The following is a 15,816-nucleotide window of genomic DNA, read 5'->3' on the forward strand; positions in this document are numbered from 1 at the left end:
GACGAAACATGACGTGGCGGAGCGCGCCGCTCCGGGTCAGCCGGCGACGGATGCCGCGTATCGGTCGAGCACGAGTTCGACGAGTTCCGCGGGCGCGTCGTCCGGTCGGAGCAGCGGCTCGGCGAGCAGGTCGGGCGCGGCGCTCGCCGCGAGGTCCTGGAAGTACCCCGGTGCGAGCAGGTAGCTCGCCGCGGCGACCCGGGCGCGACCGCCGTGCGCGGCGCGAGCCGCGGCGATCGCGTCGTGCAGCCGCGGTTCGGCGGCCGACAGGAACCCGAGGGTGACGTCGGCGACGGATGCCTCGGCCAGCGCGTCGCGCACCTCCGCGCACGCCTCGACGGCGCGCGCGTCGCTCGAGCCGGCCACGACGAGCACCACGGGGTCCTCGTCGCCGGCACCGGCCTCGGCGAGGCGCCGCTGCAGCACCGCGACGAGGCGGGCGTCGGGTCCGAGCGCGCCGGCGACGACCACCTCGCGTCCGGCGGCCCTGGCCTCGGCGGCGGCCTCCGCGAGGTCGACGTGCACGTGGTAGCCGGCCGACAGGAGCAGCGGGACGATCACGGCGGGCTCCCCGTCCGGCAGGGTGGCGAGCGCCGCCGGCACGTCGGGCTGCTCCACGTCGACGTGGCAGAGGCGCGCCTCGGGGACGGCGTCCGGCCACCGTTCGGCGGCCGACGCGGCGACGGCGTCGAACAGTCGCCGCACCGCGGCACGCCCCGCGGGCGAGGACGTGCCGTGGGACGCGGCGACGAGCGCAGGCGATCGGGGCGTCATCCGCACATGCTCGCACCCGATCGGACGGACGCCCGCAAGGTCTCGTCGTGTGACGGTCGGGTCAGAAGCTCGTCACGAGGTCGCCGAGCACCTCGTCGACCTCGGTCGGGTCCGTGGCGTCGTAGTAGTGCGCGCCGGTGGTGCTCGAGATCGCCTGCAGCGTCTCGACGTCGGCGTCGGCGCCGTACGCGAGGGTGAACACGAGCACCGGGGTGGTGTGGTGCAGCTCCTCGAGGGTCTCGAGCATCTCCGCCTCGGAGGTGCGCTCGGCCGGCGTGCTGTTCTGCCCGTCGCTGAGCAGCACGATCGCGTTGATGCGGTCGGGGTCCCACGCCGCCCCGCGCTGGATCGCGAACGTGTCGACGGCTTCGTAGAGCGGGGTCTCGGAGATCGCCGTGAGCGAATCGAGCGCCGCGACGAAGCCGTCCCGTCCCTCGCCGATGTCGCTCACCGGCGCGACCTCGCCCGGGGTCAACGGGCCGGAACCCCGCGCGGAGAACGCCGCGAGGCCGACGTCGTCGCCGGCTGCGAAGTAGTCGAGCGCCTCCTGGATCGCGAACTTGGCCGCGTCGAGCTTCGACTCGCCGGTCTCGATCGGGTCGTCCATCGACCCGGAGACGTCGAGCAGGAACAGCACCGAGGCGCGCTTGCGGACGTCGGGGAACGCATCCTGCATCGCCACGACGACCTCGGGTGCCGGGAAGGCCAGGACGCCGGTCGGCGATTCCTCGAGGGCGCCGACCTCGGCGACGTCCGGGTCGAGCTCGCGATTGAGGTCGCGGTATCCGGTCTCCCGGACGATGGCCTGCCCCTCGGCGGTGCCGACGTACCGGATGAAGTCCTGCGCGGCGGCGGCGTCGGCGTCGTCGACCCAGTCGCCCTCGAGCACGACCGCGGGGTTGTCCGCGACGTAGAAGCCGTCGGTCGGGTAGATCGGCACGAGCTTCTCGGCCGGCGGGTCGCTCTCGATCCGGGTCACCCCGTCGCGACTCGTGATGCCGCGGTTGTAGTCCCACACCGACTTCTCGTCGACGATCACGGCCGACAGGAAGTCCGCGGCCGAGCCCTCGTCCTCGGACTGCCGCGCGTGCCAGAGGAAGTGCTCGGGCGTCGCCATGTAGTGGCTGGTCGCGAGCTCGTGCCGCTGGACCTCGTCGACCACGGCCGGGTCCGAGATGTCGCCGGCCTGGAGGTCCTCGACCGATCCGGCGGCCGAGCCGTACGAGGCGAGCATCGCGGCCTGGCCGGAGCTCGCGATCACGGGGCTGGTCTTGCCGAGCTTGAACGCCCCCCACTCCGGATGCCCGAGGTCGCTCCAGACCTCCGGGTCGTCGCCCTGCGCGAAGACCTCGCTCCAGCTCGGCGGATCCGCATCCCAGCCGATGGCCGCCGCGAGCGGCTCGGGCATGGCGAGCACGATGTCGGAGGAGCCGAGGCTCTCGGCCTCGTCCGGCACGATGTCGCCGCCGGTCTCGCGGGCGACGCCGAGCCAGGAGCTCGCGTCCGGGACCCAGACGACCGGTCGCTCGGCGTCCGGGACGTCGGCGAACCCGGCCGCGACGTCCTCCGCGGCGATGCCGGACTTGGACCTGGAGGTCGAGACCTCGACGCAGGAGCCGCCGATGTTCCGGGGCTCGGCGTTGTACCCCTCCGCCAGCTGCTCGATCATCTCCGCGTTCTCGAATGACGAGAGCACCGGGACGGTCGTGCACGGCTCGATCCCCGCCGAGCTCGCGGGCTCGTCGGCCGGGAACGAGATGCGGTCCGGCGCGGGCGTGCCGACCGTGTTCGCGCCGCCGCCGCCGAGGAACACGGCGGTGGCGATCCCGCCGACGACGAGCAGGAGGACGACCGCCGCCGCGATCGGGATCCACAGCACGCGACGCCGCCGCCGGCGCGCCTCCTCGCGGATGCGACGCCGGTCGCGACGGACGGGGCCGGTCGTGCCGGTCATCGTCGGCCTCCGGACGGCACGGGCGACGAGCCGCCCGCGATGGGTCGGTCAGGATCCGGTGCGCGGCGCATCGGTAGCCCCTCCCGTCGATGCTGCGTCGTTCGCGAGCATATCCCAGTCGGGTCGGAAGGCGTTGAGGCCGCGTCGCCGGCTCACCCGAGCGTGTTGAGGAACCCGACCACGACCGCGGTCCACCATGCGAGCTGGGACACGATCGCGCTCGCGACGAAACCGGCCTTGGCCCGGCGCGGCAGGCTCTGGAACCTCGCGCGGCCGGGCAGCCGCGCGAGGTCGGAGGTCCACTTGGTCAGGGCCACTCCGTTGAGGCTGAGCACGAGCACGGCGCCGAGCTTCAGCAGCGTCATCGGGGAGGAGAGGTCGGGTGAGAGCAGCGCTCCGCTCGCGAGGAGGCCGCCGAGTCCGAGCCACACCGGGAGGATCATCGTGCGGTCCGCCTGCCGGAGCTCGCGCACGCTGCTCCATCCGGTCGCCCACAGCGCGGCGTGCCATTCGATCATCAGGACCGCGCCGAGCCCCACGATGAGCGACGCCAGGTGGACGAACAGTGCGGCGTCGTGCAGCCAGGCCGGCGGGGAGAGCACCGCGCCGATGCCCACCGTGACGGCCCAGGCGAGGGTGACGACGGCGTACGCGAGCCAGCGTCGCCGCATGCGGCGCTGCTGCTTCTGCCTGATCGTCGTCGTCACGAGCTTGACCGCCGATCCCTCGTCGATCACGCCCGGCCTCCGGGCGCTCCGGTTCCGCTGGGCTCTCACGATACCCGTGCCGGGCGTCGCCCGAGCACCGGCGCCCGGGCGACGTGGTGGTCGACTACTCGAGCACGAGGGCGAGCGAGGTGTCGCCGCAGGGCACCACTTCGGCGCCACCGGGCAGCGACGGCGTGGCGGTACCGTCAGCGGCGCGGGGCGCGCCGTCGTCGTCGCCCTCACGTTCGCGGAGCGGGGCGAGCGCCTCGGTGAGCCCGTCGAGCCGGAGCAGCGCACCGGTGGCGCGGTGCAGGTCGGTCGAGGCCACGATCCGTCCGGACGCGTTGACCACCGTGCAGGTCCGGTCGGCGGACCGGATGACGGGGACGAGTGCCTGCTCGAGGCGCGCCACGTAGACGTCGGTGCCGACGAGGCCGGTCATCTCGCCGTCCTGCACGATCGGCGAGGTGATCGTCACCGTGTAGTCGTCGGTGCAGAGGTAGTCGACGTACGGTCCGGTGAGGTGGCGACGGTGCGTGCGCTCCGGCACGCGCCACCACTCGAGCGTCGTGTAGTCGCGGAACGCCTCGGAGTCGGGGTCGCTGACGGCATCGAGACGGCGGAGTCCCGTGCCGAGGATGTCCGTGCGGAAGGTCGAGGCCCCGCTCAGCCACCAGGCGAGGTGCCAGGGCGCGTCGACCAGGAATCCCGGCGCCGCGACGAAGCCGGCGCCGGTGATGAGGGTGCCGGGGCGTTCGAGCTCCGCGCCGACGAGCTCCGCGACGACCGGGTCGAGCTCTCGGGCCCGTGGTTCGCCGACCCCGTCCAGATGGGCGGCGAGGTCGTGCCGCCAGCCGTCGATGACGGCGAAGACGGGATCGATCGTGGCCGCGATGCGATCGGCGATGTCGATCGCGGGCGCAGTGGTGGTCATGTCCGGCTCCCTTCGGACGGATCGGGTCGGATCGGCAGGACGGGGGCGTCGGACGACTCGAGCCGGGCCTTCTCGTCGATGAGCCACTCGACGGCCGCGGTCACGTGCTCGACCGTCGCACGGCGAGCCGCTTCGCCGTCGAATCGGCGGATGGCCTCGATCACGCGCAGTCGCGCCTCGCGGCTCCGGTCGCGGTGCTCCTGTTCGCGCAGGCACATCCACAGCAGTGCACCGGTCTCGGCTTGCAGCCGGAGCTCCTCCTGGACGAGGCGGGGGGACTGGCTCACGGCGGCGACCTCGAGCCCGAATCGACCGACCGCCCGGCGGGCGCCACCGGGAGTGGCGAGGTCCGCGCGCGCATCGATGTCCACGAGGCTCTGGACGTCGTCGTCGCTCGCCCGGTCGGCGGCGACCTCGGCGGCCATCCCGGCGATCGCGGACACGTGCAGCGACAGGTCGCGGAGGGCGATGCGGCTGGCCGCACGCATCCGGCGCTCGAGCAGGCGTGCGGCCGTGTCGCGGTCGTACGTGACGAAGCTGCCGCCGTCGCGTCCGCGGCGGGTGCGGACGAGCCCCTTCAGTCGCAGTGCGACGAGCGCTTCGCGGGCGGTCACGACTGCGACCCCGAGGAGCCGCGCCAGGTCGGATTCGCTCGGCAGGCGCTCGCCGTCGTGCAGCACGCCCGAGACGATCGCGTCGGTCAGCCGCTGCTCCACGAGCTCGGCGCGACCCGCGCCCTCGAGCGGGGAGAAGACGACAGCTCGGGCGGCGTCGGCGCGCGCGGTGGCCTGCGGCATCCGTCCTCCTCGATCGCGAGCCGGCGGATCCCGGCCCCCCCCGGACTGGGGACGGTCGCCGGCGATTCCGTGATGCGACCGTAACACGGAGGTCTGGACTATGACATATGAATCCATATGATTTTGAACACGCCATCGAAGGAGAGGCCCATGACCGACCCGCAGCCGGCCATCCGGCTCGCCGGACTCACGAAGCAGTTCGGCGCCGTCACCGCCGTCGACCACGTCGATCTCGAGATCGCCGCGGGCGAGTTCTTCTCCATGCTCGGGCCCTCCGGCTCGGGCAAGACCACGGTCCTGCGCCTCATCGCGGGCTTCGAGCAGCCGACGGGCGGCACGATCGAGCTCTTCGGCGACGACGTCACGCGCCGTGCGCCGTTCGACCGCGACGTCAACACGGTATTCCAGGACTACGCGCTCTTCCCGCACATGAGCGTGCTCGAGAACGTCGCCTACGGCCTCCGAGTGCGCGGCATCGGCCGGAAGGAACGCTTCGACCGCGCTCGCCGCGCGCTCGCGTCGGTGCGCCTCGAGCAGATGGCCGACCGCAAGCCGGCGCAGCTCTCCGGCGGCCAGCGGCAGCGCGTCGCGCTCGCGAGGGCGACCGTCGTGCAGCCCAAGGTCCTGCTCCTCGACGAGCCGCTCGGCGCGCTCGACCTGAAGCTCCGCGAGCAGATGCAGGTCGAGCTCAAGGAGATCCAGCGTGAGCTCGGCATCACGTTCATCTTCGTCACGCACGACCAGGAGGAGGCGCTCACGCTCTCCGACCGGGTCGCGGTGTTCAACGACGGGCGCATCGAGCAGCTCGGCACGCCCGCCGAGCTCTACGAGCGCCCGGGTTCGCGCTTCGTCGCCGACTTCGTGGGCACCTCGAACCTGTTCGACGACGCCGCGTCCCGCGAGCTCATGGGCCGCGGCGGCACCCACTCCGTGCGGCCCGAGAAGATGGCGGTCGGCGGGGGCGAGTCCGGCGAGGGGATCGTGAACGCGCCGGGCACCGTGGTCGAGACGATCTACCTCGGCAGCGGCATCCGCCTGGTCGTCGACCTCGACGCCGGCGTGCGCGTCAGCGTGCTCGAGCAGAACGACCGCAATCGCGTCCACGACGACGAGCGCGGCGACCGCGTGGTCGTCAGCTGGCACGACGACGACGTCGTCGCCCTCGGCGGCGCGGAGCCCGCACCGGCTCCCGCCGCCTGAACCTGCACCACACCACCCCACAGAGAAACCAGGAGAGAACCATGATGCGCATCTCGCGCACGGCACGCCGCGGCGTGACCGTCGGACTCGCGATCGGCTCGGTCGCGCTGCTCACCGCGTGCGGCACCACCTCGGGCAACACCTCCTCGTCCGGTGACGCGCTCACCGAGCTCGGCGAGGCCGAGGGCCAGGTGTCGATCCTCGCGTGGCCCGGCTACGTCGAGGACGGCTCGAACGACCCGACCGTCGACTGGGTCACCCCGTTCGTCGAGGCCACCGGCTGCGAGGTCACCTCGAAGACCTACGGCACGTCCGACGAGGCCGTGAACCTCATGAAGACCGGCGAGTACGACGTCGTCGCCGCCTCGGGCGACGCGACGCTCCGCCTCATCGCGGGCGGCGAGGTCGCTCCCGTCAACACCGACCTGATCCCGAACTACGAGGGCGTCTTCGACTTCCTCAAGGAGAAGGAGTGGAACTCGGTCGACGGGCAGTCCTACGGCGTGCCCCACGGCTACGGCGCCAACCTCCTCATGTACAACACGGAGGTCTTCGCCGAGGCTCCGACCTCGTGGGACGTCGTGTTCGACGACGCGGGCGAGAACGCCGGCAAGGTGACCGCGTACGACTCGCCGATCTACATCGCCGACGCCGCCGTCTACCTCATGGCCCACCAGCCCGAGCTCGGCATCGAGAACCCGTACGCCCTCGACGAGGAGCAGTTCCAGGCCGCGGTCGACCTGCTCAAGGAGCAGCGCCAGTCGGTCGGCGAGTACTGGTCCGACTACCTCAAGGAGATCCAGGCCTTCGAGTCGGGCGACTCGGTCGTCGGCACGACGTGGCAGGTCATCCAGAACGTGCTCGCCGACTCCGGCGCGTCGACCGACGTCGTCCTCCCCGAGGAGGGCGCGACCGGCTGGTCGGACACCTGGATGGTCGCCTCCGACGCCGCGAACGTGAACTGCGCCTACATGTGGCTGGACTACATCGCGAGCCCCGAGGCCAACGCGACGGCGACCTCGTACTTCGGCGAGGCGCCCTCGAGCGAGGCCGCGTGCGACTACCGCGAGGACTGCGAGGCCTACCACGCCGGTGACGAGGAGTACGCGTCGCAGATCTGGTACTGGACGACCCCGATCGCCGAGTGCGTCGACGGCCGCACCGACGTCGAGTGCGTCGACTACGCGCAGTGGACCGCTGCGTGGCAGGAGATCAAGGGCTGACCCGCATCTCCACCGCGGGCCGGGGAGCTCTCCCTTCCTCCCCGGCCCGCACCCCCCGTTCACGCACCACCCGACAGGAAGCAGCATGACGATGAACGCGACGGCACCGGCATCCGCTCGCGACGCGGCCTCCGAGCCGCCCGAGCCCGACCGGGCCGCCACCGCACCCGGTGGGGCGCCCCGCCGCGGGATCCCGAGGCCGAAGCCGACGCCCGCTCGACGCGGGTCGGTCTACCTCAGTGCGCACCCGCGCGTGCGCCTCGGCCTGCTGCTCGCGGCGCCGCTGTTCTGGCTCGGCCTGGTCTACGTCGTCGCGCTCGCCGCACTCCTCGTCACCGCCTTCTGGACGGTCGACAGCTTCACCGGGCAGATCCGCACCGAGTGGACGTTCGACAACATCATCACGGTGCTCACCGGCTCGCTGTACCAGACGGTGACCCTGCGGACGATCGGCGTCGCGCTGCTCGTCACGGTGATCGACGTCGCGCTGGCGCTGCCCATCGCGTTCTACATGGCCAAGGTCGCCTCGCCGCGTGCGCGGCGGCTCCTCGTCATCGCCGTGCTCATGCCGCTCTGGGCGAGCTACCTCGTGAAGGCGTACGCGTGGCGCTCGGTGCTCTCGCAGGACGGCATCCTCGAGTGGGTGCTCGCGCCGTTCGGGCTGCACACGCCCGGCTACGGGCTGCCCGCCACGGTCATCACGCTGTCCTACCTGTGGCTGCCGTACGTGATCCTGCCGATCTTCGCGGGGCTCGAGCGGGTGCCGGACTCGCTCCTCGAGGCCTCGGCCGACCTCGGCGGCAAGACCTGGCCGACCATCCGCCACGTCGTCTTCCCGCTCGCGCTCCCTGCGATCATCGCGGGCACGATCTTCAGCTTCTCGCTCTCGCTCGGCGACTACATCACGGTGAACATCGTCGGCGGCGCGAGCCAGATGCTCGGAAACCTCGTCTACACGAACGTGGGCGCGGCCAACAACCTGCCGCTCGCGGCGGCGATCGCGCTGATCCCGATCGCGATCATCTTCGGCTACCTCGCGCTCGTGCGTCGCACGGGTGCGCTCGACAACCTGTAAGGGGCGACGGATGCGACTCTCCCGACTCTCGCGCACGACGCTCGCCGTCGTGGCCGGACTCATCCTCGTCGTGGTCTACGTGCCGCTCGGCGTGGTCCTCGTGAACTCGTTCTCGACGTCGACGTCGCTGAGCTGGCCTCCGCCCGGCTTCACGCTCGAGTGGTGGCAGCGGGCGTTCCGCAGCGCGGGCGCCATGGAGGCGGTCGGCACCAGCGTGTTCGTCGCGATCGTCGCGACCGCGGTCGCGCTGCTGCTCGGCACGCTCATCTCCTTCGCCCTGCAGCGGTTCGACTTCTTCGGCCGGCACACCGTCAACCTCCTGGTGATCCTGCCGATCGCGCTTCCCGGAATCATCACCGGTATCGCGCTGAACAACTTCTTCCGCACGATCATGGGCGTGCCGCTGTCGATCTGGACCGTGATCATCGCGCACGCCACGTTCTGCATCGTGACGGTGTTCAACAACGTGATCGCGCGGCTGCGCCGCACGGGGACCAAGCTCGAGGAGGCCTCGGCCGACCTCGGGGCGGGTGTCTGGACGACCTTCCGCCTCGTGACCTTCCCGCAGCTGCGTTCGGCGCTGCTCGCCGGCGGCCTGCTCGCCTTCGCGCTGTCGTTCGACGAGATCATCGTGACGACGTTCACGGCCGGGTCGGGCGTGACGACGCTGCCGATCTTCATCCTGAACAACATGTTCCGGCCGAGCCAGGCGCCCATCGTCTCGGTGATCGCGGTGGTCCTCGTGCTCGTCTCGATCATCCCGATCTACCTCGCGCAGCGCCTCTCCGGGGAGGAGCAGCAGCGCCGCTGATCCCGGCGCGCGCCGGGGCGTGCGGACGGTGGACAATGGGGGCATGGATGCCACGCCGACGTCGTCCTTCTCCGCCGCGCTGCCCGAGTGGCTGGCCGCCGAGCTGCCGCGGCTCGCGGCCCGGCCGCTGCCCGATGACGACGAGCGGATGGCGCTGGCCATCGCGCTGGCGGACCGGAACTGGCGCGAGGGCAGCGGCGGGCCGTTCGCCGCGCTCGTCGTCGACCCCGCGACGGGCGCGCTCGTCTCGGCGGGCGTCAACCTGGTGCTCTCCAGCGGTCTGAGCTCGCTGCACGCCGAGGTGACGGCGATCAGCCTCGCGCAGCGCAGGCTCGGGCGGTGGGACCTCGGCGCGGAGGGCGCGGAGCTCGAGCTCGTCGTCAACTGGGCGACCTGCGTCATGTGCTACGGCGCGACGATGTGGTCGGGCGTGCGCCGGCTCGTGCTCGCCGGGCACGGCGAGGAGTGCGAGCGGCTCACCGGCTTCGACGAGGGCCCGATGCCCGCCGACTGGATGGGCGAGTTCGATCGCCGCGGGATCCGCGTGCACTCGGGAGTGCGCCGCGACGAGGCGATCGAGGTGTTCCGCGCCTTCGGCGCCTCGGACGCGGTCGTCTACAACGCGCGCGGCGCGACCGAGCGGGAGCCCGGCCGCGCCGCGGAGTGATCCGCCGGGATCAGCGACCGTGGCCGCGACGGCGGCCGTGGTGCACGTGCACGCGGACGTGCACGTCCCGGTCGTGACGGTGCCCCCGGCCGGCCGTCCGGCCGCGATGCGCGCGGGCGGTGCCCGGGCCGCCGCGGCGTCGGCGCTCGTGCTCGCTCGCGGACGACTCGTCCCAGCCGAGTTCCCGGGCGATGGCCTCGAGGCTCGCGAGCATCGTCGCGAAGTCCTCGGATGCGACGGCGCCGGCGACGCGGTCGCGGACGGCGCCGACCCGCCGGGTCAGCTCGTCCAGCGCGTCGCGTCCCGCCGTCGTCACCGACCAGTCGCCCGGGCCGCCGGCGACCCACCCGCGCTCGACGAGGTCGTCGAGCTTGTGCGGGCGGGCGTCGAGCCGGGCGAGCATGCGCTCATCGCGGACGTCGCCCGCGATCAGGTTGAGGCGGCGCCAGTCGCGCCGCGTGACCTCGAGGTCGGCGAGGGCCGCCTCGACCTCCGCCGTGATGCGTCGCTCGACGGTCGCCAGCCAGAAGCCGAGCGGCCGCGCGGCGCCGGACGCCGCTGAACCGCCGTCGCCGGTGGCGTCACCCGGCCGGTCTGCGGGTCGGTGCGCGTCGTCGGCGCCGTGACGGCGGGACGAATGGTCGTGGTCGTGGTCGTGGGGGTCGTCGTGGTCGTGGTCGTGTCGTGTGTCGTTCATGGGAATCCTCTCGTCGGCGCCCGGTGGGCGCTCGTCCGCCGTTCGCGGAGCGATCCGGTGGAATACATGTCATATGACAAGTGCATGAAGGATGACATGCATGTGGTTTGCATGTCAAGTGACATGTACTCTGGGGTGGTGGACGAGCAGGCGACCGGTGGCAGCGGCGATCCCGTCGAGCGGATCGAGGCGGCGCTCGCCGCGCTCCGAGGCGGCGGGCGCGTGCGGTGGGGTGGGCCGCACGGCGGCGGGCCCGACGGTGCGGGAGGACCGCACCGCGGTCGCGCACACCGCGGGCAGGGCGACGGCGAGCACGGTCCGCACCACGGCGAGCCGCACGGCGGCCCGTGGGGCGGGCGTTCCCACGGGCCGGCCGACGACCGCGACGGCGCCGGCGACCCGTGGCGAGGCGGCCGCGGGCGACGCGGCGCCCGGGGGCCGTGGGAGTTCCGCGTCGGCCCGATCGCACGGGCGCGCCTGCTCGCGACGCTCGATGCCGCGGATCGCCCGATGAGCGTGACGGAGCTCGCCGGCGCGGTGGGCGTCGACCAGCCGCGCGCGAGCCGGCTCGTCCAGGCGGCCGCAGAGGACGGGCTCGTGGTGCGGGAGGCCGATCCGGGCGATGCGCGACGCACCCGCATCCGACTGACCGACGCGGGACGCGACGCGCTCCGAAGCGCGGCGACCTCGCGGCGCCAGACCATCGAGGCCGCGCTCGACGGCTTCACCGACGGCGAGCGGGCGCAACTGGCCGACCTCCTCACCCGGTTCGCCGATGGGCTGCATCGCGCGCACCGGTGAGCCGTGCTCATGTGAGCAGCTCGCACCCGGAAACCTGCACATTCGCATGCAGCGCGTGAACGTCTCGTGACGGGTCTTCCCAGGCGTGCGGCGCCATGCCTAGGCTGACGCCCGTCCGGGGGGTCACGGTGGCCTCGCCGCGAGTGCCGGAGGTGCCACGCATGCAACCAACCATCCGCCGCCTGACCGTCGGGGTCACGGCCGCAGCGCTGATGGGGGTGGGGGTCCTCGTTCCGGTCTCGTCCGCCGCGGCCGCGGAACCCGCCGACCTCATCATCAGCGAGTACGTCGAGGGTTCGGGGTTCAACAAGGCGATCGAGCTGTACAACCCCACGGACGCCGACATCCCGCTGAGCGGCTACCAGCTCGAGGTCTACTTCAACGGCGCCGCCACCGCGACGGCCGGAGGCACCTTCGCCCTGACCGGGACCGTCGCGGCCGGTGACGCCTTCGTGTTCGCCGACGAGGACCTCGTCGCCTTCGCGGACCAGATCACGAGCAGCAATCTCTGGAACGGCGACGACGCCGTCGTGCTGCGCAAGGACGGCGCCGTGGTCGACTCCCTCGGCCAGGTCGGGTTCCGGCCCACGCCCGAATGGGGAACGGGGCTGACCTCCACCCAGGACAACACGCTCCGCCGGAACGCGACCGTCTGCACCGGCGACACGAACCCGAACGACGTGTTCGATCCCGCGGTCGAGTGGACGGGCTACGCGCAGAACACCTTCGACGGGCTCGGCTCGCACACCGTCGACTGCGACGGCACGCCGCCGCCGCCGCCCGTCGCGGACTGCGACGCGGACGTCGTCTCGATCGGATCCGTCCAGGGCGCCGGCGCGAGCTCGCCCGTCGCCGGACAGACCGTGCGCATCGAGGGCATCGTGGTGGGCGACTTCCAGGTCGGTGGCTTCAACGGGTACTACGTGCAGGACGAGGGCGACGCCGATGCGGCGACGTCCGACGGCATCTTCGTCTACGCCCCCGGCGGCGCCGCGGTGGCCGAGGGCGACCTCGTGCACGTCCTCGGGTCCGTCACTGAATTCAGCGGCCTGACCGAGATCACCGCCGCCGACGTCGAGGTCTGCGACAGCGGTCTCGCCCTGCCGGCGGCCGTGGAGCTCACCCTGCCGTCCGACGACGCGACCTACGAGTCGCTCGAGGGCATGCGCGTGACGCTGCCGCAGGAACTCGCGATCATCGAGTACTTCAACTACGACCGGTTCGGCGAGATCGTGCTCGGCACCGAGCGCCAGTTCCAGCCGACCGCGCTGTACGAGCCCGGCTCGCCCGAGGCGCTGGAGCTCGCGGCCGAGAACGCCGCGAACCGCATCACGCTCGACGACGGCCGCAGCGCGCAGAACCCCGACCCGGCGATCCACCCGAACGGCGAGGAGTTCACGCTCGAGAACACCTTCCGCGGCGGCGACCTCGTCACGAACGCGACGGGCGTGCTCGACTACCGCTTCGGCCTCTGGCGGGTGCAGCCCACGCAGGGCGCCGACTACGAGGCCGCGAACCCGCGGCCCGACCTCCCCGAGGTCGGCGGCAACTTCACCGTCGCGAGCTTCAACGTCCTGAACTACTTCACGACGCTCGGTTCGCGCGGCGCGGAGACCGTCGAGGAGTTCGAGCGTCAGGAGGCCAAGATCGTCAGCGCGATCACCGCGATCGACGCCGACGTGGTCGGGCTCATCGAGATCGAGAACAACGGCACGGCGCTCGACACGCTCGTCGCCGCGATCAACGACGCGCTCGGCGGCGACGTCTACGACGCGATCGACACCGGCGTGCTCGGCACCGACGCGATCACGACGGCGTTCATCTACAAGCCGTCCGCCGTCTCGCCCTCCGGGGACTTCGCGGTGCTCGACGGCTCCGTGGACCCGCGGTTCAACGACGACAAGAACCGGCCGGCGCTCGCCCAGACCTTCGCGGACGTCGAGTCCGGTGCGGAGGTCACGGTCGTCGTGAACCACTTCAAGTCGAAGGGCAGCGACTGCGACGACCTCGGCGACCCCGACACGGGCGACGGCCAGGGCAACTGCAACCTGACCCGCACGGCGGCGGCCGAGGCCCTCGTCGACTGGCTCGCGACCGGCCCGACCGGCGCCGAGCCCGGGCGCGACCTCATCATCGGCGACCTCAACTCGTACGACCACGAGGACCCGATCCAGGCGATCACCGACGCGGGCTACACCGACCTGCTCCTCAGCGAGCAGGGCGAGGAGGCCTACTCCTACGTGTTCGACGGCCAGCTCGGCTACCTCGACTACGCGCTCGTCGGACCGGCGCTCGCGGAGAAGGTCACCGGGGCGTCGACGTGGGCGATCAACGCCGACGAGCCCGACCTGCTCGACTACCTGACCCGCTTCAAGAAGGACGCCCAGGACGCCATCTTCGCGCCCGACCCCTTCCGCTCGAGCGACCACGACCCGGTGATCGTCGGCTTCGACTTCATCGCCCCGGAGCTCTCGGTCACGGCCGACCCGTCGGTCGTCTTCCCGCCGAACTCCATGTGGCGCACGGTCACGTTCGACATCGAGGCCTCCGACGACTCCGGCGAGGTCGAGGTCGCCCTGGTCGACGCCACGGCCGAGGGCCACAAGGCGCAGATCGAGGTCGTCTCCGACACCGAGGTCCGGGTGCTCGCCAGGGCCCGGACGTCGTACGTCATCACCTTCGAGGCGACCGATCCGTACGGCAACACCACCACGCAGGAGGTGACGGTCACGGTCGGACCGTAGCCCGCACGACCCGACGGCGCGTCGCTCCCCTCCCCGGGGCGACGCGCCGTCGTCGTTCCTAGGCCGCGGTCGTGGTGCCCGGCGCCCGCTGCGGGACCCGGACGAAGAGCATGAGCACGAGGCCGGCGAGCAGCACGAGGACGATTCCGAGGATGCCCCAGTAGGTCGCCCCGAAGATGGCGATGAACGAGGCCCACAGCAGCGGCGACAGGAAGCTCGCGGCGCGACCGGTGGTCGCGTACAGGCCGAAGATCTCGCTCTCGCGGCCGGCCGGCGTGACGCGGGCGAGGAACGAGCGCGAGGCCGCCTGGGCCGGTCCGACGAACAGCGTGAGGATCAGGCCGAACACCCAGAACGGCAGCTTGCCCGCGTCATGGAGGAAGAAGACGATCAGGCCGGCGGCGACGAGGCCGCTGAGCGCCGTGAGGATCACCGCGCGCGGCCCGAACCGGTCGTCGAACCACCCCGCCACGATCGTCGAGACGCCGGCGAGCAGGTTCGCGGCGATCCCGAAGATCATGACCTCGTCCGCGGAGAAGCGGAATGCGACGGCGGCGATCACCGCGCCGAATGCGAAGACGCCGGCCAGGCCGTCGCGGAACACCGCACTCGCGAGCAGGAACCAGAACGTCGGGCGCGACTCGCGCCAGAGCCGCGCGATGTCGCGCACCAGCACCGCGTAGCTGCGCAGGAATCCGACGCGCTCCCGCCCCGGCGCGGGCGGTGCCTCGGGCACGAAGACGAGCACGGGCCAGGCGAAGATCACGGTCCAGATCGCGCAGCCCACCGCGATCACGCGGAACACGAGGCCGTCGTCGGTCGGCATGCCCCACCAGTCGAACGCGGTCGCGACGACCACGAGCACGAGCGCCACGATGCCGCCGAGGTAGCCGAGGCCCCAGCCGAGCCCGGAGACCTTGCCGACGGTGCGGGGAGTCGAGACCTGCACGAGCATGGCGTTGTAGTTCACGCCCGCGATCTCGCTGAACACCGTGCCGGCCGCGATGAGCGAGACGCCGAGCACGAAGAACGACGGCGAGCCCTCGACGAAGAACAGCGCGGCCATGCTGGCCACGAGCGCCGCGGTCGCGCCGCCGAGCCAGAGCTTTCGGCGCCCCGCGGCATCCGCCCGCTGGCCGAGCACGGGGGCCAGGACCGCGATCAGGACGCCCGCGATCGTGATCGCCCAGCCCAGCCCGCTCGCGAGGTCCGCGAGCCCGCGCTCGCGAGCCGGGTCGCCCTCGCCGAGCTCGGCGATCGACGGATCCAGGAACCAGTCGCTCGTGAGGTACAGCGCCGTGAAGACGAACGTGAGGATGACCGAGTTGAACGGCTGCGTCGCCCAGTCCCACATCGCCCACGACCACACCTGACGACGCGGCACCCGTCGCTCCGCCTGGAGCTCGAGTCCGGTCATGACGCCGAGGTCGGC

Annotated in this window: 14 protein-coding genes; 7 read left to right on the forward strand and 7 right to left on the reverse strand. The window is 72.0% G+C overall.

The annotated features are described in order from the left end of the window. Window positions 1–36: 36 nt before the first annotated feature. The 5 genes from ABME01_RS03945 to ABME01_RS03965 form a co-directional block, all read right to left on the reverse strand. Window positions 37–774, reverse strand: a complete 738-nt coding sequence (locus ABME01_RS03945; protein ID WP_353827052.1) for a sirohydrochlorin chelatase — start codon at window positions 772–774, stop codon at window positions 37–39. Between the two features lie 61 nt (window positions 775–835). Beyond that, window positions 836–2,728, reverse strand: a complete 1,893-nt coding sequence (locus tag ABME01_RS03950; protein ID WP_353827053.1) for a vWA domain-containing protein — start codon at window positions 2,726–2,728, stop codon at window positions 836–838. A 152-nt stretch (window positions 2,729–2,880) separates the two neighbouring features. Continuing rightward, window positions 2,881–3,465 carry a hypothetical protein gene (locus ABME01_RS03955; RefSeq protein ID WP_353827054.1) on the reverse strand — a complete coding sequence of 195 codons (585 nt, stop codon included), beginning with the start codon at window positions 3,463–3,465 and terminating at the stop codon, window positions 2,881–2,883. Window positions 3,466–3,559: 94 nt separating this feature from the next. After that, complete coding sequence (locus tag ABME01_RS03960; RefSeq protein ID WP_353827055.1) at window positions 3,560–4,369, reverse strand: cache domain-containing protein; 810 nt, start codon at window positions 4,367–4,369, stop codon at window positions 3,560–3,562. Continuing rightward, window positions 4,366–5,166: a FadR/GntR family transcriptional regulator gene (locus ABME01_RS03965; RefSeq protein WP_353827056.1), complete on the reverse strand. Its 801-nt coding sequence runs from the start codon at window positions 5,164–5,166 to the stop codon at window positions 4,366–4,368. The genes ABME01_RS03960 and ABME01_RS03965 overlap by 4 nt, the downstream gene beginning before the upstream one ends. Window positions 5,167–5,316: 150 nt before the next feature. On the opposite strand from ABME01_RS03965, the gene ABME01_RS03970 reads away from it, so the two are divergent. From ABME01_RS03970 to ABME01_RS03990, 5 genes are all read left to right on the forward strand, one after another. Next, a complete protein-coding gene (locus ABME01_RS03970) occupies window positions 5,317–6,366 on the forward strand; it encodes an ABC transporter ATP-binding protein (protein WP_353827057.1) in 1,050 nt (349 codons plus the stop codon). Window positions 6,367–6,407: 41 nt separating this feature from the next. After that, window positions 6,408–7,589 (forward strand): extracellular solute-binding protein, encoded by a 1,182-nt coding sequence (locus tag ABME01_RS03975; RefSeq protein WP_353827058.1) that lies wholly within the window; start codon window positions 6,408–6,410, stop codon window positions 7,587–7,589. A gap of 85 nt (window positions 7,590–7,674) precedes the next feature. Beyond that, the gene (locus ABME01_RS03980; protein WP_353827060.1) at window positions 7,675–8,664 is read left to right on the forward strand and encodes an ABC transporter permease; all 990 of its coding nucleotides are present in this window, start codon (window positions 7,675–7,677) and stop codon (window positions 8,662–8,664) included. Between the two features lie 10 nt (window positions 8,665–8,674). Further along, window positions 8,675–9,475, forward strand: coding sequence for an ABC transporter permease (locus ABME01_RS03985; protein ID WP_353827061.1), 801 nt, complete (start codon window positions 8,675–8,677; stop codon window positions 9,473–9,475). 43 nt (window positions 9,476–9,518) lie between these two features. Then, the gene (locus tag ABME01_RS03990) at window positions 9,519–10,142 is read left to right on the forward strand and encodes a nucleoside deaminase (RefSeq protein ID WP_353827062.1); all 624 of its coding nucleotides are present in this window, start codon (window positions 9,519–9,521) and stop codon (window positions 10,140–10,142) included. A gap of 10 nt (window positions 10,143–10,152) precedes the next feature. On the opposite strand, the gene ABME01_RS03995 is transcribed toward ABME01_RS03990, so the two are convergent. Then, window positions 10,153–10,839: a winged helix DNA-binding protein gene (locus ABME01_RS03995; protein ID WP_353827063.1), complete on the reverse strand. Its 687-nt coding sequence runs from the start codon at window positions 10,837–10,839 to the stop codon at window positions 10,153–10,155. A gap of 138 nt (window positions 10,840–10,977) precedes the next feature. Here ABME01_RS03995 and ABME01_RS04000 point away from each other — a divergent pair, with 138 nt between their 5' ends. Both ABME01_RS04000 and ABME01_RS04005 read left to right on the forward strand, forming a co-directional pair. Then, window positions 10,978–11,640 carry a MarR family winged helix-turn-helix transcriptional regulator gene (locus ABME01_RS04000; RefSeq protein ID WP_353827064.1) on the forward strand — a complete coding sequence of 221 codons (663 nt, stop codon included), beginning with the start codon at window positions 10,978–10,980 and terminating at the stop codon, window positions 11,638–11,640. A 161-nt stretch (window positions 11,641–11,801) separates the two neighbouring features. Beyond that, window positions 11,802–14,384, forward strand: a complete 2,583-nt coding sequence (locus ABME01_RS04005) for an ExeM/NucH family extracellular endonuclease (protein WP_353827065.1) — start codon at window positions 11,802–11,804, stop codon at window positions 14,382–14,384. Window positions 14,385–14,442: 58 nt separating this feature from the next. Here the strand turns inward: ABME01_RS04005 and ABME01_RS04010 are convergent, their stop codons facing one another. Further along, window positions 14,443–15,801 (reverse strand): MFS transporter, encoded by a 1,359-nt coding sequence (locus ABME01_RS04010; protein WP_353827105.1) that lies wholly within the window; start codon window positions 15,799–15,801, stop codon window positions 14,443–14,445. Window positions 15,802–15,816 lie beyond the last annotated feature (15 nt).

This window comes from Agromyces litoreus (genome assembly GCF_040496015.1).
In the GTDB taxonomy this organism is placed as follows: Bacteria; Actinomycetota; Actinomycetes; order Actinomycetales; family Microbacteriaceae; genus Agromyces; species Agromyces litoreus.